This is a genomic window from Sporolactobacillus shoreae, assembly GCF_004684935.1.
Lineage (GTDB): Bacteria > Bacillota > Bacilli > Bacillales > Sporolactobacillaceae > Sporolactobacillus > Sporolactobacillus shoreae.
The window spans coordinates 66183-87231 of sequence record NZ_SRJD01000002.1 but is presented as its reverse complement, the minus strand read 5'-3'; the positions used below and the strand labels follow the sequence as shown (position 1 = coordinate 87231).

The 21049-nt window shown below is 45.8% G+C and carries 20 protein-coding genes and 1 pseudogene; all 21 read right to left on the bottom strand.

The window, feature by feature from the left end:
• Positions 1–71: 71 nt before the first annotated feature.
• Positions 72–1478: pseudogene (locus E4665_RS02340) on the bottom strand (PTS transporter subunit EIIC); the annotation flags it as partial.
• 14 nt (positions 1479–1492) lie between these two features.
• Positions 1493–2014 carry a PTS transporter subunit EIIC gene (locus tag E4665_RS02335; protein ID WP_135347202.1) on the bottom strand — a complete coding sequence of 174 codons (522 nt, stop codon included), beginning with the start codon at positions 2012–2014 and terminating at the stop codon, positions 1493–1495.
• Positions 2015–2337: 323 nt separating this feature from the next.
• Positions 2338–2919, bottom strand: coding sequence for a HutD/Ves family protein (locus tag E4665_RS02330; RefSeq protein WP_135347201.1), 582 nt, complete (start codon positions 2917–2919; stop codon positions 2338–2340).
• 55 nt (positions 2920–2974) lie between these two features.
• Positions 2975–3688, bottom strand: coding sequence for a YczE/YyaS/YitT family protein (locus E4665_RS02325; RefSeq protein WP_135347200.1), 714 nt, complete (start codon positions 3686–3688; stop codon positions 2975–2977).
• Positions 3689–3840: 152 nt separating this feature from the next.
• Entirely contained in the window at positions 3841–4662 is an 822-nt protein-coding gene (locus tag E4665_RS02320; RefSeq protein WP_241654626.1) for an ABC transporter ATP-binding protein, read from the bottom strand.
• Between the two features lie 7 nt (positions 4663–4669).
• The gene (locus E4665_RS02315; RefSeq protein ID WP_135347199.1) at positions 4670–5500 is read right to left on the bottom strand and encodes an ABC transporter permease; all 831 of its coding nucleotides are present in this window, start codon (positions 5498–5500) and stop codon (positions 4670–4672) included.
• Positions 5501–5521: 21 nt separating this feature from the next.
• Entirely contained in the window at positions 5522–6778 is a 1257-nt protein-coding gene (gene hutI / locus E4665_RS02310; RefSeq protein ID WP_135347198.1) for an imidazolonepropionase, read from the bottom strand.
• Positions 6771–8804: a urocanate hydratase gene (locus E4665_RS02305; protein WP_135347197.1), complete on the bottom strand. Its 2034-nt coding sequence runs from the start codon at positions 8802–8804 to the stop codon at positions 6771–6773. The genes hutI and E4665_RS02305 overlap by 8 nt, the downstream gene beginning before the upstream one ends.
• A gap of 108 nt (positions 8805–8912) precedes the next feature.
• Positions 8913–9917 carry an ABC transporter substrate-binding protein gene (locus E4665_RS02300; RefSeq protein ID WP_135347196.1) on the bottom strand — a complete coding sequence of 335 codons (1005 nt, stop codon included), beginning with the start codon at positions 9915–9917 and terminating at the stop codon, positions 8913–8915.
• A 38-nt stretch (positions 9918–9955) separates the two neighbouring features.
• On the bottom strand, positions 9956–10921 hold the full coding sequence (locus tag E4665_RS02295) for a C-terminal binding protein (protein WP_174845434.1): 966 nt from the start codon (positions 10919–10921) through the stop codon (positions 9956–9958).
• 63 nt (positions 10922–10984) lie between these two features.
• Positions 10985–11389, bottom strand: coding sequence for an aconitase X swivel domain-containing protein (locus E4665_RS02290; protein WP_135347194.1), 405 nt, complete (start codon positions 11387–11389; stop codon positions 10985–10987).
• Positions 11389–12591, bottom strand: a complete 1203-nt coding sequence (locus tag E4665_RS02285) for an aconitase X catalytic domain-containing protein (protein WP_135347193.1) — start codon at positions 12589–12591, stop codon at positions 11389–11391. Before E4665_RS02285 ends, E4665_RS02290 begins: the two co-directional genes overlap by 1 nt.
• Before the next feature lie 21 nt (positions 12592–12612).
• Positions 12613–13953 (bottom strand): amidohydrolase family protein, encoded by a 1341-nt coding sequence (locus E4665_RS02280; protein WP_135347192.1) that lies wholly within the window; start codon positions 13951–13953, stop codon positions 12613–12615.
• On the bottom strand, positions 13950–15227 hold the full coding sequence (locus E4665_RS02275; RefSeq protein ID WP_241654624.1) for a Zn-dependent hydrolase: 1278 nt from the start codon (positions 15225–15227) through the stop codon (positions 13950–13952). Before E4665_RS02275 ends, E4665_RS02280 begins: the two co-directional genes overlap by 4 nt.
• 56 nt (positions 15228–15283) lie before the next feature.
• Complete coding sequence (locus tag E4665_RS02270) at positions 15284–16183, bottom strand: MurR/RpiR family transcriptional regulator (RefSeq protein ID WP_241654623.1); 900 nt, start codon at positions 16181–16183, stop codon at positions 15284–15286.
• 350 nt (positions 16184–16533) lie between these two features.
• The gene (locus tag E4665_RS02265; RefSeq protein WP_241654622.1) at positions 16534–16779 is read right to left on the bottom strand and encodes a hypothetical protein; all 246 of its coding nucleotides are present in this window, start codon (positions 16777–16779) and stop codon (positions 16534–16536) included.
• Positions 16751–16981: an RpnC/YadD family protein gene (locus E4665_RS02260; protein WP_241654620.1), complete on the bottom strand. Its 231-nt coding sequence runs from the start codon at positions 16979–16981 to the stop codon at positions 16751–16753. The genes E4665_RS02265 and E4665_RS02260 overlap by 29 nt, the downstream gene beginning before the upstream one ends.
• Positions 16974–17879 (bottom strand): Rpn family recombination-promoting nuclease/putative transposase, encoded by a 906-nt coding sequence (locus tag E4665_RS02255; protein WP_135347191.1) that lies wholly within the window; start codon positions 17877–17879, stop codon positions 16974–16976. Before E4665_RS02255 ends, E4665_RS02260 begins: the two co-directional genes overlap by 8 nt.
• 619 nt (positions 17880–18498) lie before the next feature.
• Positions 18499–19896 (bottom strand): allantoinase AllB, encoded by a 1398-nt coding sequence (allB, locus tag E4665_RS02250; RefSeq protein WP_135347190.1) that lies wholly within the window; start codon positions 19894–19896, stop codon positions 18499–18501.
• A gap of 146 nt (positions 19897–20042) precedes the next feature.
• The gene (locus E4665_RS02245; protein ID WP_135347189.1) at positions 20043–20336 is read right to left on the bottom strand and encodes a hypothetical protein; all 294 of its coding nucleotides are present in this window, start codon (positions 20334–20336) and stop codon (positions 20043–20045) included.
• 235 nt (positions 20337–20571) lie between these two features.
• On the bottom strand, positions 20572–21003 hold the full coding sequence (fabZ, locus tag E4665_RS02240) for a 3-hydroxyacyl-ACP dehydratase FabZ (protein WP_135347188.1): 432 nt from the start codon (positions 21001–21003) through the stop codon (positions 20572–20574).
• Positions 21004–21049: the final 46 nt, after the last annotated feature.

Genomic DNA, 21049 nt, shown 5'->3' with positions numbered 1-21049 from the left:
CCGGAAGCCGTTCCATGTTCCTCAGTCGGCCGTGGCTGCGTTTGAGTTATCGTGCCCGCCGCTTGCGGCGATGCGATTGCCTTCAGATGATCGGCAACAAATTCTACATCCGTCCCGACAATAATCTGCACGTTCTGTTTGTCGATCTTAACAACACCTCGCGCACCCGCGCGTTTCACGGACGCTTCATCTACTTTGTCAGTATCTTTTACTTTGATCCGAAGACGTGTTGTGCAGTAGTCGATCCGATCCAGATTTTCATTTCCGCCGAGTGCGCTGAAATATTTTTCAGCCATCACCTGATATTTATCTTTTGTTACCGCTGCAGCCGAGTCGCCCGCAGGTGCCGCCTGATCGGTAAAAAGTCCGGCGCCCGCGTAGGCCAGGCCATCATCATCTTCACGTCCGGGTGTCTTGATATCAAATTTCTTGATCGCCCAGTAAAAAATACCAAAATAGATAAAGAAGAAAACGACACCGATCGGAATCAGTTCCCAGGCCTTCGTGCCATGCGTATAATTTAATGCGAAGTCAATGGCTCCGGCACTGAAACTGAACCCCAGCTTGATGCCGAGCAGGTTCGTAATCAAGCCGGAAATACCCGTCAGCACAGCGTGAACGATATAGAGCGGATAGGCCAAGAACATGAAGGAGAATTCAATCGGCTCAGTGATCCCGGTCAGAAACGCAGTCAGGGCAACCGAAAGCATCATCCCGAAGGTTTCCTTTCGTTTTTCCTTCTTCGCTCTCAGGACCATCGCAAGCGCAGCGCCAGGTAAGCCGAACATCATGATCGGGAAGAAGCCGACCTGATAGGTTCCGGCTGTTGGATCGCCCGCAAAAAACCGGTTGATATCGCCCGTCACGCCATGGTATTTGCCGAATCCGAACCAGAGGTACGTATTCAGGACATGATGGAGGCCGGTCGGGATCAGCATACGGTTCGCGAAACCGAAGACGGCAGCCCCGATCGCGCCGGACGAAACAATCCAGCCGTTGATGCTGTTCAGACCGTCCTGAATAAACGGCCAGATCACACCAAAGATGAGTACAAGAATAATAGCGGCAACCGCGTTCAGCAAAATGGCAACATGCCTGCCGTTAAAATAGGGATTATCGTTCATTTTATCGCAAAAGCGGTTGTACAGGATCGGTGTGCAAAGCCCGGCGATAAATCCGGCAAATACACCCATACTGATGTTTTTATCTATACCAATGACGCCGAAATTCAGGATGAAATAGACAATGGCACCGCTCAAGGCCGCCGCGCCATTGCCATCCTTTGAAAGGCCGATGGCAATGCCCATCGCAAATAGCAGAGCCAGATAGGTAAATATCGCATTCCCTCCGGCATTGATAAACGGAATTTTCAATACGTCGCTCGCGCCAAGGCGGTTAAGCAGCCCCGCGGCAGGCAGAACGGCAATCGGCAGCATCAGTGACTTGCCGAGTCTCTGTAATCCTCCCAAACCTTTCATCAGGCTCTACCCCCTTATTTAATATGTGCCAGCACGATTTGGGCAATAAATGCACCCAGAAAGAGGCCATAGACACTGGTAATGATCGGCACGAAACGGCGTCCGCCAAAGAAAGCCAGCCAATCTGGCAAGTGAATATTGTAGAACTTGTTGTACAGCCAGCCGGCTACAATTCCGGTCAGGCAGGCACAGATAAAGAGGAAGGTCATTGTTCCGGACAATGTGGCACCGATCTTCACCGGCATCGTCACATCAAAAGCGAGTTTGGCATTCACAATGGAAGTAAATGAAGCGGCAAATACCAGGTAACCGACACAACCCGCCAGCGCGGCCGCGCCACTCTTGTCGTGCGCGATACCAACGGCGAGACCTACAGAGAGGATAAGTGGCAAAAAGTAGCCAAACGTATTGGCCACTCCGGAAAATCCTCCGAAGCCGGTCAACGAAAGCAGCAAGAACAGTGCATAAATAATCAGAGCAAGAACCGGATAAACGAGCCCCGCTGCCAAGCGTTTGAAAAGATGATCCTGATGCATAATGTTTCCCCCTTCTCTTTTTCCGATTTCGGAGACAATGTCCTTTTATCTGACATCATCTGAATCTAAATCAGATAAATTTAATGTACCAGATCATTTTAAGCCGATATTCGACAAAAATAAAGAACAAAAAGTCAAATATGTTATATTTTATGACATTATTAGAGAAAAACTGGATTCTATATGTGGAAGGAAGTGCTATTTACCACTTTGTGTGTATTAAAGTCATGAGAATGACACTAAATTGATTCAAAAAAACAGCCCGAATGTTTACGGACTGCTTCATTATAATGGACGATCCAGATCTAATTTTTTGTGCATCATCATTTCGTTACATTCATTTTTATTAATTTAAAATGAGGCTGCTCGCACGTCACTGATACATCATAATCACTTTCGGATTGGATCATCAGAAAATCGCCCTTATTCAAGACAAACGAGAAGTTCTCCTTTAAACTGGTCAGCGTGATTTGCTCGTCTAATGCCAGGAATCCCGTAAAAAGTCCAGAGCCATTAAGGATCGACGCTTGGGTGATCACATCAACCTGACCTCGCCAGCCTTGCTGTTGATTCATCATTAAGTTAAAATCGCGGCATTGGCCGAGAGACTTGGTTCTGAGGCCGCCGTCAAAAGCCGCTAATTCAAAGGGTGCCAATTTTTCTTCAGCTTGGCCGTCATGTAACAATGTAATGGCATTTGATAGCGGCATTAAGTAGCGATCGAAACCGGGGAGATCTGAAAACAGCGATTCATTTTGAGTTACGGTCGCTGATGAGATTCTGAAACTGAACTGGCGCTTCGCATAGCTTCCATTTTCAGGATAAATAAAAATCTCTGTTGTCTCACCGCCTCCCCAACTGCTTGTCACATAAGCTGCTTTGCGCTTGAGCCATAGCTGCTTCATGGATGTCACGCTCACTTTCGGAAGAGTCTCTAATCAGCAGTTTGTTCGTCTTATCTCAGCCTCTAATCGAATCATTGTAAGCCTTCTTGGCAAACGATTTTAGGGAGAAGTAGGTTATTTTTTTAAGCCGCACTCTCCAAAAAAATATGGACGATTGAAGGATCGGGCCAACAAGAAACAGAGAGATAAAGGTACCTATAGCTACCGGCCCGCCCAGGAACCAGCCAAGTACCATAACGCTTAGTTCAATCATCGTTCTCATTAAGCGAATAGACATGTGGAAACGTTCCGAGAGTGCCAGATTAAATCCGTCTCTCGGACCGGCTCCCAAATTTGTTGCTACGTACATACCCGCCCCGAATTCAGTGACAAATACTCCGATCAAAAGCATCAGGAATCGTCCCCAAATCGTAGATGGTACAGGAATGAAGTCCATATACTGAATCAGGTTGATAAACATTCCCGTGAAAAGAGCATTGAAAATTGTTCCGATTTCAGGCCAGGATTTCGCCATAAAACACATGAAAAGAATTAAAGCGATCCCCACGAGAATGACACAGTTTCCAACGGTAAGATGCGTATGTTGGGACAAACCAATATGTAGCACATCCCACGTGGAGACACCCATCTGCGCATTAATCATGAGCACTGTTCCAAACGCAAGAAAAAATAACCCGACAAAGAAGACCAGCCACTTAACAGAATATATATTCAGCAGGAGAAGCCATTTCCTATGGTGCAAAGATTTGTTTCGTCTCTTTTTTATCATCTATAAACCACGCCCGATACATAAAATAAAGTGGACTTGCCCGTAACGACCCATGAACATTAAGCGTGACTCTGCTCTGATAAACGAATTAGACGCTTCCTATTTTAAATAAAACAGTCCTACGATGTAGTTTTTTGCTTAAGAAACGGTTCTCACAAAGTGGTTAATTTATCCATATCCAGTTCTTTCATACTCTCATTTCTGACTAAATCGACAGCACGTGCTTTGTATTCAAGAAAAAGCGGTGACGTACGTACGCGATAATCGCGTGGTCTCGGCAGATCAACGTCAATGATTTCTTTGATTTCTCCCGGTCTGGATTTCATAACCACGACTCGGTCAGCCATAAAAATTGCTTCATCAATATCGTGAGTAACCAGCACCACCGTTTTTTGAGATTGCTGCCATACTTGAAGAAGAAGTTCCTGCATCAGCCCTCTCGTCTGCATATCCAAAGCACCAAAGGGTTCATCGAGAAGAAGAACTTCAGGATCATTGGCAAGTGCCCGGGCTATGGCGACCCTCTGTTTCATGCCTCCCGACAATGCTTTCGGGTATACATCTTCGAATCCTTTTAACCCTACTATTTCAATATAATCGTTGGCTATTTGGGACCTTTTGGCTGAAGCCACTCCTTTTTGTTTCAAACCAAACTCGATATTTTTCTTGACGCTAAGCCATGGAAAAAGGGTGTAGGATTGAAACACCATCCCTCTGTCCGGTCCTGGACCAGTAACCTTCTGACCACCCAGCGATACAAAACCTGTCGTTGGTTTTTCAAGGCCACCGACAATACGCAGTAAAGTGGATTTGCCGCACCCTGAAGCGCCTAGGATCGAAACAAATTCTTTATTTTTTATGGTCAAATTAATCGTATCCAGCGCCTGTACCGATTTCTTTCCATCTCCAAATACCTTGGTCACATCCGATATAACTAAACTCTCCCTATTATCTGCACCCATTTTTTCATTCATCTCCTTGTTAGCTCCATGGAAATAACCATTTTGTCAGCCATTTAAACAGATAATCAAAGATCAGGCCAATAACCCCAATGGTTAATATGCCGACAAAGATCTGTGCCGTGTTCAGCATTCTTTGAGATTGGATAATCATATAGCCGATACCTGATGAAGCACCGACAAGTTCCGCCACGATAATGTACGTCCAAGCCCAACCTAAGATCATTCTAAGTGTGCTCATAATGGACGGCAGACTTGCCGGAAGAATGACCCGCCAGAGTACACCAGTTTTCGATGTACCCAACGTATACGAAACGTCGATCAGTTCACTCTTTACACTCATGGTTGCGGCTGCGACCATGAGTATCAGCTGCGGAAAACTGCCGATAAAGATGATTGCTATTTTCTGAGTTTCACTGACACCGATCCACAGAATAAGCAGAGGAATGAACGCTGAAGCAGGGAGATAGCGAATAAACGACATTAATGGTTCCAGAAAACCTTCAATGGGCTTATAGGTACCCAGCAGTATTCCCAAGGGAACCGCGATCACCGCTGCCAATATAAAGCCGGCCATTACGCGATAAATTGTTATTTCAACGTCTGCAGCAAAATTCAGCTGTGTAAATAAATTGATTGCTGCCTGAACCGTTGCTGATGGTGTCGGTACAAAGAAACTATCAACGAAACCTCCGTAAGTCAAAAGGCTCCATATTAATAAAACCAGAACAAACCCGATAACGCCAAGCAATAGATAAGTACCATGTTTGATACTGGTTCTTGGTGTAAACGCATCTGAAATTTTTTGCGTAAAACTTGCTTTATTTTCCGATCTTTCATTCGTAACGGACATGTACTGGCCTCCCGCGTTTTTTTACTTGCCGGTGCAAGGCGTGATTAATTCTCCATTTTTTATGACCTGATCAACGATATTAACCGCAGTGTTGTAGACAAGATATTTATAACTGGGATACTTCAGGATAACCAGATCCGCTGCCTTGCCCTCTTCAATACTGCCTATTCGATCTGCCCTGCAAAGTGCCGCGGCACCATTCAGCGTCAGTGCAGTTAACGCCTCCTCAGCACTCATTTTCATATTAATGCATGCCAGAGCAAGGAGAAGCGGAACGGAGTCGGTAAAACAGCTCCCCGGATTATAATCGCTGGCCAGAGCCACGGCGCATCCTTGGTCGATCATTTGTCGCCCTGCGGCATATCGCTTGTTGAGGCAAAATGCCGTTGCCGGGAGCAGCGTAGCAATAACTTTTTTCTCTGAAAGTTGCCTGATACCTTCATCAGACACTTCAAGCAGGTGATCCGCAGAGGCCGCTCGCAGCTCGGCAGCCAGTTCCGCTCCGCCAAGGCGCTCAATTTCATCCGCATGAATTTTAATCCTGAGTCCCATTTCCTTGGCAGCTAATAACAGGCGTCTGGAAAGATCAATTGAAATCACGCCTTTTTCGCAGAACACATCGCAAAACTCAGCCAGATTCTCTTCCACAACCTGAGGCAGAACATCCGAAATGATAAAATCGATATAGTCGCTACTCCGTCCGTCAAATTCAGTCGGTACGGCATGAGCGCCAAGAAATGTAGAGACCACATCGACCGGATGCTCTTCGTTTAATCTCTTCATCACTTTTAACTGCTTTATTTCATTTTCCAGATCCAGTCCATATCCGCTTTTTCCTTCAACGGTTGTAATGCCAAATGACAGCATAGAATCCAGCCGCCGCATCCCCGATTGAAACAGCGTGTCAAATGAACTCTGCCTCGTCGCATTAACGGTATTCTGGATTCCTCCTCCGGCCTCCATGATTTCCATATAACTTTTGCCATTTAATCGCATAAAGAATTCATCCGGACGATATCCACCAAATAGAAAGTGGGTATGCGAATCAACGAATCCCGGAACGACGCATTTTCCAGTGGCATCAATGATCGAATACTGACTTTCATCAAAGTGCTTGGTGATCTCTTTTGTCGTCCCAACGGCTTTTATCGTACCCTTTTCAATGACCACAGCTCCGTCCGGGATCACTTTGAGATCGTTCATTTGTTTACCGAAGACAGCCTTGTTTCCTTGAGGGGTTGCCAGTTCAGCAGCGTTCTTAATGATCCAGTCAGTCATCTGCATCACTCTTTGTCAGATCCTGACCCTCGAACAGGTGGTCATCAACCAAATAAGGTATTGTCAACTGATTCGTTCCATTATATTTTTTGTTAAATGCCAAGGCTGTTTCAATAGAATGTTCATTTCTGGCCCAGCTTCTTCGGGCTACACCGCCCATGACGTCCCAAAGGATCCCTTTGTTAATAATTTCATCGATCCGCTCGCTCCCATCAAGTACGAGGCCGAATCCGCCGTTGATTGCTTTACCGATCCCTACGCCGCCGCCATTGTGCAAAGTCACAAGGCTCATTCCTCTGGCTGCATTTCCAGCAAAGCACTGTACCGCCATATCAGCCATTACATTACTGCCGTCCTTGATGTTCGCTGTTTCCCGGAAGGGCGAGTCTGTTCCACTGACATCGTGATGATCCCGGCCGATCATGACCGGTCCTATTTCCTTGTTCCGAACCATATCATTGAACTTCAGCGCAATATCGATGCGTCCTTCCGCATCCTGATACAGGATTCTCGCTTTTGTACCGACAACCATCTGATTCATTTCCGCATCGCGGATCCAATTGTAATTATCGCGGTCCTGATATCTTCTTTCAGGGTCAATGCAGCTCATCGCCGCAAGGTCTGTCTTGTGAAGGTCAGAGTCTTTACCGCTTAGGCATACCCATCTGAATGGGCCGTACCCATAATCAAACAATTGCGGCCCCATGATATCTTCAACATAGGAAGGCAAAATAAAGCCGTCTTTGTCATCTATTCCATTCTTCGACAACTCTTTAACCCCGGCATCGTAAACGGCCTTTAAAAAGGCATTGCCGTAATCGAAAAAATAAGTTCCGTTGTCCGTTAACATTTTGATTAACTGATAATGACGGACGAGGCTTTTGTCGACAAGCTTCTTGTATTGCTCCCGATCCTCATGCAGCATCTTGGTCCGTTCCGCAAAAGTGAGTCCCTGTGGGCAATAACCACCGTCGTATGCCGCATGGCACGATGTCTGGTCTGAGAGCAGATCCACCTTAAGATCGTGTTTCACAATATACTCGAGCAAATCGACAATATTTCCATGGTAAGCAATCGATATTGTCGTTTTCGCTTCAAGGTGTTCGCGTGCGATCCGGACTATTTCGTCCAGATCATCAGACGCAACATTGACCCATCCCTGCTTTAAACGCGTTTCAATCCGCGACTGATCGACTTCTGCAATAATACCGACACCTTTGGCGATTTCCACAGCTTTCGGCTGTGCACCGCTCATGCCGCCAAGGCCAGAGCTGACAAACAGATATCCGGACAAGTCTCTCTCATTTGGTATGCCGAGTTTCAGCCGCCCTGCATTCAATAACGTATTATACGTCCCATGTACAATGCCTTGAGGGCCAATATACATCCATCCTCCGGCAGTCATTTGTCCGTAATTCGCGACGCCCATCTGTTCCGCTACTTCCCAGTCATCCAGATTATCAAACATGCCAACCATCAGGCCATTTGTATTGATGACCCTTGGCGCATTCTCTCTGGTTTGAAACAGGCCGATGGGGTTCCCTGATTCAACGACTAATGTCTGATCTGCTTCAAGATTTTCCAGATATTTTTTGATTAATCGGTATTGCATCCAATCGTGGCATACACTCCCGGTCTCGCCATATGTGACGAGTTCATAAGGATAAAGTGCCACATCAAAATCCAGGTTGTTATCGATCATGACTTGAAAAGCTTTTCCCTCGACACACTTTCCCTTGTATTCATCGATGGGTTTTCCGTAAATTCTTCCTTCCGGCCGAAAACGATAACCATAAATCCGTCCCCTTGTTTTCAGCTCGTGTAAAAATTCGGGCAACAGTTGTTCATGATATTTTTCAGGTACATATCTTAATGCATTACGTAAAGCAATTTCCGTCTGCTTTTCATTTAATGTGTACCCTCTGTCAGGTGCACGACGTATTCCTTCAACAAATTTCGGCATGTCGGGCAGCTCATCATCCAATGTGATGTTCATTGAATTTAAAATTTCTTGATTGACGCTCATGTGACGACCTCCCGTGATAATAGATAAATGATCCGTCATTCCTGGTCGCTGATTTCCAACTTGGTTCAGGACTTCAGATTTCTAAACTTATGAACCCATTTTGTATCATTATTTACCGACGAAGCTGCCGTCGATCAGATCGGATGCCTTCGGTTGCACGTTGATTAATTTGACCTTTTTCCAGAAAGTCGCTGCCTTGTCTGTGACATCATAGATTAAGCCGGGATTTGACTTCGTTCCAAAGTATTTCACATTGCCTGCCTTGTCGTAGAAAGTGACATCCGGTTCTTCTGCTGTAAAGTCACTGACGGTCTGACCCATGCTCTTTGCCATGATCTTGTTTGCATCGTCCGGATTCGATTTCGCGTAACTGAGTGCTTCATACCACGCATCGACAATCCCCTGAACCAGCTTCGGATTATTTTTAATAAAATCTTTGCGCAGACCCAGCGAGTCCACGATCAACCCCGGTGTCTTGTCACTGGAAAGAAGGACATGCCCAAAAGAAGTTTTCTCTGCTTTTGTCAGCCAAGGCTGCCAGGTTACAGCTGCATCGACTTTGCCACCGACAAATGCTGCTCCCGCGTCTCCCGCACTCATATTAACCAGTGTTACATCGCTTAAACTCATACCCTTCTGATCCAGCATATACATAAACCAGAAATAGCTCGCTCCGCCGCTGGTATCGATTGCAACGCGTTTTCCTTTAAGATCTTGAAAGGTTTTAATGCTATTTTTGGCGACAATGCCGTCTCCGCCGCTTGATGTATCCAGTGCCAGTACCTGATCCACTGGAATTTTAGCTGCAGCAGTCATGACGTGTGTATCCACTGTAGTCATAAATCCCTGAATACGATTGGCAGCCATCGCTGTACGACGGTCTGCCGCACTTTGAATGGTTTGCAGCTCTACGTTCACGCCATGCTTTTTGAAAAAGCCCTTTTGTTCTGCCAGATACATTGGTGCAAATCCGATCCAGGAAGAAATTCCAAGTTTGACCGGCCCTTTAAACGTATTCTTTGCGCCGGTACTGCTTGAGTTTGAAGAACAGCCTGATAGAACCAATGCCAAGGAAATAACCCCAACGAATAGGAAAGAGAAGAATTTTTTCATGAGTATAGCCTCCTAATATGAAAAATATTTTTTTAAAATCAATAAACAGTATCTTCTGAATTTTTTCCCTGTAAAAGTTTGACGACATTGCTTGAAGCCCGCTGCTTCAGTGTTAACAACGATTCTGCTGACAGATACGAGACATGAGGAGTGACAAAGATACCAGGAATCGTGAAGATTTCTTCATGACCCTCAGGTGGTTCATTGGAGATGACATCGAGCATCGCACCGGCAATGACCTTTTTCTGAACCGCCTCGATCAGATCCTCTTCTTTGATTACATTCCCGCGTGACGTATTAATCACGTAGGCCGTTTCTTTCATCTTTTGAAATTCTTTCATTGAAATCAGCGACTCTGTATGTTCATCATATTTCACGTGAATCGTGACAAAATCCGCTGCTGAGAGCCCTTCATCCAGGCTCACTTTTTTAACCCCGTATCCCTGTTCCTCCTCCTCACCGAGGTTCGGATCGTAAACCAGTACGTTCATTCTCATCAGTTTTGCCTTTTGGGCTACTGTTTTCCCGATTCGACCGAATCCAATAATGAATAGTGTGGACTCCTGAATTCTGTGATTTAATTGATGGGCAGCCTGTGCGCCCCATGGCCCCTTATTGGCAGCACTGAAATAAAATGCGAGATTCTTGTTAAAAAAGTAAATCGCGGAGATCGCATAATCCGAAACATCTTCAACACAGTAACCGGGAACAAAGGTCACCGCTATGTTTTGGGCTTTGGCCGCTTCAATATCGACTCGGTCATACCCCCCTCCATAAATCGCGATTATTTTGCAATTGGTCAGCTGCCGGATCGTTTCGCCTGGCAAGTTAATGTATACCTGACAAAGGATGGCATCCGCATGCTTGCCAAACGACTCCAAATCTTCCTGATAATTGTTGCCTGAATGCCGAATCTCACAATCTGGAAATGCATCCTTCAAAATCATTTCTTCTGTCTGGTATTCGGACCATTCTTCATCGATGATCCAAATTAATGGCCGCAAGTCATCACCTCCAAAAAAATTTGTGTATTCCATGCTTCCGATTTTCATCAGCCCAATGTTTTTTCACTTAATCTGTAAATGCCCGTTTGTCGCATCAAGCAGCACATGATCGCCGTTTTTTACTTGCTGATAAAATTGCTCATCCACTTTGTCCACGACCGGCATTTCCATGATGATTGAGCTTGCAACCAGCACTGTATCCGGGTATTTGATGATTAATGCTTTGGGTCCCTTTCCACTCATCTTCAATTGATACATTCCATCGGCCTGGACCACCGAGCTCCCCTTGCCGCTCGGAAAAACAAGAATTTTCCCAGCGATCGACTGACCTTCAAGACTATGATTCTTTTCGATGACGACACCTGTCTTCGGATCAACGAGGTAAAAACACAGATCATCTGATGAGAGTAAAATATCGCCCTCAATGATTCCTTCAGATACTTTGTGGCACGCAAACGTTTCAGTCATTAGATTTCACCTCTCATCGCTGCTTCAATGCATTCATCAACATTACGAATCACAAACTGCATGTTTCTTCTTTTTGTGTAGTAAGCACATTTGGGTGAGTCTGTGACACCCTTTTTCCCATAGAGGAATTCCCAGCACGGTTGGTCCATGCATGTATCATCGACAATGTCACCGCCCGCTGCCTGAAGGGTATCCAGATAGCCCATACGATGTGCCAGCTCTTTGGTCAGCGATGAAGTCATGATAAACAGTTTTACCTTCAACTGTTTCTGGTCAACAAGATGAGAAACATGGGCAACCTGGTCAATGTTAAAGTGCGGACAGCCAAATAAAGCAAAATCAATTTTACCGCCCGGATCCGTTATCTCATCATGTACTTTCTCTAGATCCTCTTCAGTTATGGTAATGACGTTTTCCGGATCGCTGCCTTGAAAGGCATCTTCGACTGTTCTTGCCTCGGGTGTCACTCCGACAATATGATACATGGGCACATTTCCTGCTGTATTCAATTGAGCGCCAAGATTCATCAGAGCTGCCGGAGAGGGACTGGTCGGAACATTAACGAAGACCGGTGTTTTAAATTTCAGCTTTTTTGGTACGGCGTAGCCGAGCAACTGGTAATCGAAATCATCTTTTATTTTTGCTTTGACATCTACTAGAACCTGTCCCTTTCGATTCTCATCCAAAAGGAATCCATACAGTGGTGTTCTGCCGGTGATCGCTGCACACAGGGCACTTTGTGCCGATTCGCGATTCGTCCGCGCACCGTAAACTGAATTGATAAACGGCGTCGCACTTGATTCTGAATAAGCTGTTATTTCGCCAAAGCGCGGCACATTTTTTTCAAGATAAGGCGTACAGTCAAAGGTTAATGTTGCCCCTACATCCTTGTATGCCTTTCTTGTTCTCAGGATGGTTTCTTCGTCTTTCTTTGAAATCTTTGTAATGCACTGAAAATATTCCAGATTAAATCCAGGATTGACCGTCGGGGATACTCGGCATTTGGCACCGGCATTCACCATTTTCTCGACAAACCAGAGATCCGCCTCCTGATTGCTCAGTGCCACATGGGTCCGGCTCACAGGCACCATGCGTTCCGCATTGAACACATCGCCCAATGCGACCTGGATTTTCATAGCAATCTGCGTCCCCTTGCCATACTTCCCGTCCAGCATTCCCAGTTCTTCTTCAGTAAGCTGCATGTCACGCACTCCCTTCGATTTTTACAGTTTTCCTTCCAGGTGATTCATTAAATTCTGAACATCAGTGACAATCTTGTTTTCCGGTATTGTCTCAATTTTTCCTTTTTGTACGGTAACTTCCCCATTAACAACGACAAAGTCAATGGCATTGGGTTGCATTGAATACACAATATTCGGAAGAATTTGCTCATAGCTTTTCGTGATCGGCTGCATCGAGATATCTTTACTGTTTATCGCTAGAAAATCCGCTTTGTATCCGGCTTGAATTGTTCCAATCGGCAGCTGCAGGATACGCCCGCCATTCACGGTACCCATATCGAAAACCTGTTGATAGTTAACCGCCAGGGAATTCAGAGTGTTTACTTTCTGGAGCATGGCACACATTCGCATTTCTTCAAATACACTGATCCTGTTATTGCTGCATGCCCCGTCTGAACCAAGCCCGATGTCGACTTTGTTTTTCTGCAAGGCTGGGATATCCGTCACCCCATCCGCGAGAAACATGTTGCTTGACGGACAATACACAAGTTTTGCCTGGTTCTCACCCATTAGTTCTTTTTCATGATCATCTAGCCAGACACAATGTATGGCTACCGTACGGTGATCATCCATCACGCCGATCTTGTTCAGCAATTCCACAGGCCTCATGTGATGGTCTTTCTTAATCTGACCCACTTCAAAAGGTTCCTCTGCCACGTGAATGTGGAAATTTGTATCCAGTTCCTGCGCCAGCTTGTGTCCTGCCTGAACCATTTCCACCGATGCGGCGTGCAAGCTGTGCGGGGCCGGTACAATGGTCGTCATATCATCAGCGGCATATTTTTCAGCCAAATACTTCACATTTGCTGTGGCATCCGCGACAGATTCTACATAACCGGACGGTGCTCCTTCCCAGTCATACATCGTTCTGGCAAGAACCAGCCGGATGCCCACATCCTTCGCGGCCTGGATAATCGCTTCATCACTGTCGATTCCTTCATTATGCACGTAAAAGTAATCGCAAACGGTCGTTACGCCGTACTTCATCATTTCACCAAAAGCAAAAACGGCTCCTGTGTAAACATCTTTTGCTTTCAGATAAGGTGAATACTTATAGAGCGACTGATCACGCCACTCCAAAAACGGTTGATCAACGGCTATTCCTCTCAAAAGACTTTGAAAAGAATGATTATGCGCGTTCACTGTGCCCGGCACAACGATTTCTTCCGGCCAGTCAATGAGTTCACTATCCGCGTATTTTTTTGAGAGATCCGTAAACGATCCAACTTCTCTGATCTCACCCTCATCTGTCACAATTCCTTGATTTTCTTTAAATGTTCCTTCGGTATAGAGAAGGAATGGCTTATAGAGTCTCCTTGTCATCTGTCAAGCTCCTTATCCAAGGCAAGTACGGTCTGAAGCAGTACATTTCCCGCCTTTTCAATGTCTGCCAGGTCCGTTTTTTCTTCGGGACAGTGGCTTTTTCCTTCAATACTTGGAACAAACAGCATGCCCGTCTTCGCAATAGGAACCATATGCACTGAATCATGGCCAGCCATGCTGGGCAAGTCGAGAAACGGTTCATCCATCGATTGAATAACTTCTCTTAATGTTTGCTGAATGGTTTCATCCATTGGCACGGCATCCTGATCAAGAATCACCTCCCTCACGATGCGGACGTGACGCACTGTTTCGATCGAACGGATCCGGTCAGAAAATTGATGGATCACTTTATCTAATGTCCCTTTGTCTGGAGTCCGGATCTCCGCAATCAATTCAACTTCCCCTGGTATAATGTTGGCGGAATCCGGAGAGACATCAAAGTGCCCTACTGTTCCAACCGTGTCCTTACGATTTTCTTGCCTGATTACACTTTCAAGCGCAAGGCTTAACTCAGCACCCGCCAGCATCGCATCATGCCTGTATTTCATTAAGGTCGTTCCTGCATGATTGGCCTCTCCAAGAATTCTGATTTTCTCCCGATAAATTCCTGTAACGCTTGTCACGACGGCTAATGAGCGGCCGCTGTCACACAAATTTCTTCCCTGCTCGATGTGGCACTCCAGAAAAGCACTCATATCCTGTGGCTTCAAAAGATGATTCCTCAATAAATCAACATCACCTCCCAAACGCTTGATTGTATCCGTAATTTTCTCTTTGGTCGCAAGATGCGTTGCTTTTACTAAGTCTTCCTTTGTCAGTACACCTGTAATGGAGCGGCTGCCCAGTGTTGATACATTATAGGGATTTGGTTCTTCAGCTGAAAAAGAGACAATTTTCATTGGATGCCTAAGGGGGTACTCTGCTTCCTTCAGGGTCTGCATCACTTCTGTAGCCAAAAGCACACCAACAGCACCGTCGTATTGACCCCCGTTTGCCACTGCGTCATGATGGGATCCCATAACGATAGGCTTAAGTTCTTCCGCTCCGTTGATGCCAGCCCACAAATTTGCCGCGGGATCCACCTGAACGGGAGTGTGATAAGCCTCTGTCCAAATTCTTTTCAGCCACTCCCTTGCCCTAATATCTTGATCGCTACCAAATGAACGATCGATTCCCCCCTCACTGTTCATCCCAAAAGAGGCCAGTTTTTTGAGCCGTTCTCCTACTCTACTCCCGTCTATCCTGATCGAATTTATGATTTGACTTCTCTCCAACGTCTGACACCTTCATTCTGATGTTTGTATGGCTGGTTTCACCACAGCTGCTTCAATCATTCAAGCTCTGATTCGCTGTATCTGCCGCTGGAATGATGATGATTGATTTCATAATAGATATGGTTGTCTTTCTCAAGCTGTTCCAGTTCACTCATTCTCTTATCCAACCCATCCGTTTTTCCGGCAACATCCCGCAGCAGCAGATTGAAAAAGAGAATGGGTGTACTGTATATATCAAAGATGGAAGATGTTGTTATGGGTACACTCATCACGGGATCAGCTAAATTGAAAACCGGTGAGGTAATACTGTCCGTGATGGCTGAAATTGAAAAGTGCCGTTTATGGAGTTCATTTAGCTTATTAAGCAATACATTGGGGTATCTTGGAAAAACAACAGTGATAATATGCACTGAAGAAGGATCAAGAAGTTCCAACGTTTCCCATTCCGGAACATTCGGAGTTATTTTAATAACATTACTTCTTATTTTATTCAGAATATAGTAGATATAAGATAACAGCGTTGCGGACATTCTGGCTGAAATCAGAATTAATTGGTCTGCGTTGACTATATTGTCAACTAGTTTCTGATAAGCGGGCTGGTTCAATATAGTTTCCAATTCGTTTATATTTTCCCGCTCCATTTTTAAGATATTGCTAATGCTCCTGTTTGAGTTTGTCGCGTATTGAAGTCTTTGAGGGGCTGTTATTTCTTTTCTCACAAATTGCTGCAGTTTATGTAGAAAATCATTGTATCCCTTATAACCGAGCGCAATGCAAAATCTGGAAACACTGCCTTGACTGACGTTGACCTGCTTCGCCACATCTGAAGCCGTCATAAAAATGATATGTTTATAGTTTTTTTCAATACAGTAAGCGAGCTTTTCGTACGTCGGAGATTCTTTTGATACAAGAGCCATTTTTTCAATCAGGTCATCCAGCTTATTAATGTCTGTCACCCTATTCACCACTTTTCGCAAGGTTGGAATCTGTTATTTAGTCGTTTCATGAATGGATTCATTCATGAATCATTTAATATTGATAATTATATTCATGGGCATTCCATTAGTCAATCATCTTTGTCAGATTTTATTACACAATTTATCAAATAAATTTTATTTGCTCGAATCTCTTCTCAACGAGGAAAAGATTTTTTTCACTCGACTAAAGTAAAACAGACTCCCTATTGCTTCAGAGATGAAGCAGTAAGGAGTCTGTTAAGAAACATTTTTAGAAAGACACACTACTACCAACGAATGCGTTGTACTTATTTATTGTTGCGATTGGGGCCCCATGCCCGAAAGGTTTATTAACTCTTCGCCAGCTTTCTGATTTCTTCTTCCGACAGACCGGTCAGGTCACTGATCTTTGCAGAACTCATCCGTTCTTTGAGCAATTTGCGGACAAACTCTCGGGTCGCGTCGCTTTTTCCTTGTTCAATGCCCTGTTCAATACCCTTTTTCACTCCGCGGTCGTAGTATGCGTTTGGCCAATTGATGGTGGCTTCGTTTTCTTTGGATGATGTATCACTCATCCTCTTTTGCCAGCTTTCCAATTTCTTCCTCCGACAGACCGGTCAGGTCACTGATCTTTGCAGAACTCATCCGTTCTTTGAGCAATCTGCGGGCGAACTCTCGGGTTGCGTCGCTTTTTCCTTGTTCAATACCTTGTTCAATGCCCTTTTTCACTCCACGGTCGTAGTACGCGTTTGGCCATTGGATGATGGCTTCGCGTTCTTTGGATGATGTATCACTCATCCTCTTTTGCCATCTTTCCAATTTCTTCCTCTGACAGGCCGGTCAGGTCACTGATCTTTGCAGAACTCATCCGTTCTTTTAACAATTTGCGGACGAACTCTCGGGTTGCGTCGCTTTTTCCTTGTTCAATGCCTTGCTCAATGCCTCGTTCAATGCCCTGTTCAATGCCCTTTTTCACTCCACGGTCGTAGTACGCGTTTGGCCATTTGATGATAGCATCGCGTTCTTTGGCCGGCAATTCTCTCGCTTCTTTCATCAGTTGTTCCTCCTCGTTTTCGTCGAGCTGAAGATAGGTTTCAAAGAATCCGTTGATCATGCCCAGGCGTGCTTCATCAAGATTCATCCGTACCAGCTGCCTGAGGAAAGCGAGACGAACCTGAACCCGCTCTTTCTTCGAGTAATGCATTCTGCTCATTAAGGCTGCACTGACCGGATTTTTGCTGTTCATAAACTTTTTCCAGTCCATTTTATGCAACTCCACTTTAAGAAATCTAAAGTGATTCACTCTCAAGAATGGCGCGGCCACTACATATTCATCAGGTTCGTTCTTATTTTCATTGTAGCTGAAAATGGCGATCGGTAAAACAGGTTTTCGAAATTTCAGATAGATCATGCAGAAATAGATAAACATCCGCTCAGGGAAGGTAACCTGATAATAATTTTGCGCTTCAAGATGAATGATCAGGATCAGATCTTGCGCTGATTTTAACTTTGTTTCAGCGATGACATCGGCTCGTTTCTTATCTCCGTCGATCAGATCCGGGAACAATTCTTCCGAAAGAAATTTTTTTGCGGATAAATCAAGCTGTTCATAGATTTCCGGGAAGAATGCCAGTAGAAATTCATCAAAAAAGTGGTGGAGCAGTTCCTTAAACATGCGGTCGTGATCAGTTGACATGAAGGCCCTCCCTGAGGAAATATTATGGCGGGTATGCACAATTAAAGAGGTCTATCCAGTAAAAATGTTCATGGCGGGGATGATTCTATTGTAAGTTAGTCTGGAATATAGTGTCTGTGACTATTTTTTGACGCTTCGGATTTAAGTCCGGTGCTGTACGCTTATTTTGGTTTCTGCCTTGAATTAGTGATATTCTGACTTAGTTCTGATATATTTGCCTGAGTTCTGATATATTTGCCTCAGTTCTTATATATTTGCCTCAGTTCTGATATATCTGCCTGAGTCCCGATATATTCGCCTCAGTTCTGATATAGCTCCCTGAGTTCCGATATATCTGCCTCAGTCCCGATATATTTGCCTCAGTTCTGATATATCCGCCTGAGTCCCGATATATCTGCCTCAGTCCCGATATATCCGCCTGAGTCCCGATATATCTGCCTCAGTCCCGATATATCTGCCTCAGTCCCGATATATCCGCCTGAGTTCTGATATATTTTCCTGAGTTCTGATATATTCGCCTGAGTTCTGATATCCAATTAGGGGCGCGCCGTTCCCGCACCCGAAGAAAAGAAATGGCCCCCCGATGCAGTGAATCGAGGGGCCATTTCTCACATATTGTTTAGCTTTTTTGCGGTTTGACCACATGCCCAAGCGGCTTATGGACGATTTCGCCGTCTTTCATGACGGTTTCGCCGCGAACGATGGTTTCGACGGGCACGCCTTTAATGTGCCAGCCGTCATAGGCGGTAATTTTGCTTTTACTGTGCAGGTTTTCAGCTTTGATGACGGCTTCTTTGTTCATATCAACGATGGTGATGTCGGCATCGGTGCCGACTTCCAGCGACCCTTTTTCCGGATAAATGCCGAAGCGTTTGGCCGGGTTCTCCGAGAGAAGCGCGGTCAGCTGCTGCAGCGTGATCCGTCCCTCACTGACTGCGTTCAGCATCAGTGGGGCCATCGTTTCGGTGCCGGGCATGCCGGCCGGGATCGACCAAAGATCACCATTCTTCTCTTCAGGTGTGTGCGGCGCATGATCTGAGGAGATGATCGTGATCGTGCCGTCGTTGATCCCCTGCCAGAGTCGCTCCTGATCTTTTTCATATTTGACCGGCGGATAAATTTTCATGACCGGCCCGACCTTCGGGTAGTCCTTGTTAGTCAAAAATAAGTAGTGCGGACAGGTTTCAGCGCTGACCGGGGCACCTTTTTTCTTCGCCTGCTGAATCGCGTCGACGCCTTCTGCAGTGGTCACATGCAGTACATGGAGTCGGGCGCCGGACGCGCGTGAGAAGGAAAACCCCATTTGCACGGTGGCTTCTTCGGCGAGGTTCGGCCGCCCTTCAAGCAGCGCATCGTAATCGGTACGACCGGTTTTTTTTACCTGATCCGTCAGCTTCAGGATCAGGCTACTGTCTTCAGCGTGGACCGCCAGCACCTGGCCGGTTTTCGCCACTGTCTGGAAGATTTCGTATACTTCGCCGTCCGAGAACGGCGCAATAACATCATCCATGTCGGCTTTGTAATTATAGGTGAGCTGAAACGTTTTTTTGTTGATGGCGTAGCCCCAGAAATACTTGAAGCCGATCACGCCCGCTTCGGCGAGGGCAGGAATGTCTTTGTTGTTCAAATGACCGAGGCAGATGCCCCAGATGCCGAAATCCACGTGCGCTTTCGGTGTAAGGTTTGCCACCTGCCTGCGAAAGCTCTCAGCGTCACGGGTCGGCGGCGTCGTATTGGGCATATCAAAAATGGTCGTGATCCCGCCCGCCGCCGCGGCCTGGGTCGAGGTGAAAAAATCTTCTTTATAGGTCGGACCTGGGTCGCGCGAATGCACATGGACGTCGATCAGTCCGGGCAGTATGTATTTTCCCGCAGCATCTGTTTCCTTCTTGACCGTTCCTTCGAGCGGCTGATCAGAGATTGCCGCGATTTTCCCGTCTTTAATATAAAGACTTGCTTTGTATGTCGCGCCGGGCGTGACGATGGTTCCGTTTTTGATGACGACATCCCATTCCATGCTGACATCCCTCTATTCCACATCAATTTTTCCGATTTGATCGGTAGTGGTTTCTCTATTATGGCTTACCATGTATTGATGCAATTCGTCAATTGTTTTGGGAAGATCGGTGGTGTGAAGGTGTGGTTTAAGATGATCGCTTGATTTCATGACTCAGGCAATTCGAGGGTTTCGGGTATGGCTGAGGTTCTTGCTCTGCCCGTCTCTTCAATAACGGTATAGGAAAGTTCAAATGAATGATACTCCGGGGTTTCGCTGCAATAGATGTGGAATTTTTTACTGCTTAGTTTTTCGGTCCTGTTATATTCATAACCGGAGTCCAGGCAGAAATGGTGTGCTGCCTGTTCCGGATCGGACGCGGAAATCGTGCTGAAGAAGATCAATGAGCCATGTCTTTTTTCTTTTTTCAGTGGATTCAGATAGAAAAAATACTGATTCATCGCTTCAGCCTCCCTTCCGGTGATTCTTATTATACAGAGACGTCCTGTACAACTTCTGAACATTTTGTGAACATTAAGAAGGCACTTTCGTCAGAATTTACGAAAAGGAAAGAGGAGGTCCTCTGGTTCAGCGGTTATCAACGGATCTGAGCCGTTTTCAGCCGTTCATTTTTTGCGGGGATCAGTCGCGATAAAAATGAGGCACCGCTATGGATGCGGTGCCTCAAGTCGTGTATTATTCTGCCTCTTTCAGGGCAAACATCATTTCAGCTTCGCAGGCAACTTCTCCGTCGACTGTTGCCACGCCCTTGGCTTTGGCAAAGCCGGACCGGAAACGAAGAATTTCTGATTCGAGCCGGAGCTGATCACCGGGGCGTACCTGGCGTTTGAAACGGCATTTATCGATGCCGGCGTAAAGTGTCAGCATGTTTTTTGCCGCACCTGCGTGGAGAACGGCGATGCCGCTGACCTGGGCGAGTGCCTCAACGATCAGGACACCGGGCATGACCGGGTAATCCGGAAAATGTCCGGTGAAAAATGGTTCGTTTGCCGAAACGTTTTTAATGCCGACTGCGCGTTTTCCGTCTTCGACCTCAAGCACACGGTCAACAAGCAGAAACGGATAGCGGTGCGGCAGTATTTTTTTTATTTCATCGATGGATAGCATCGGGTATGTATCCTCCCTCTTCATTGCGCGCGAAAGACTTGCTTCT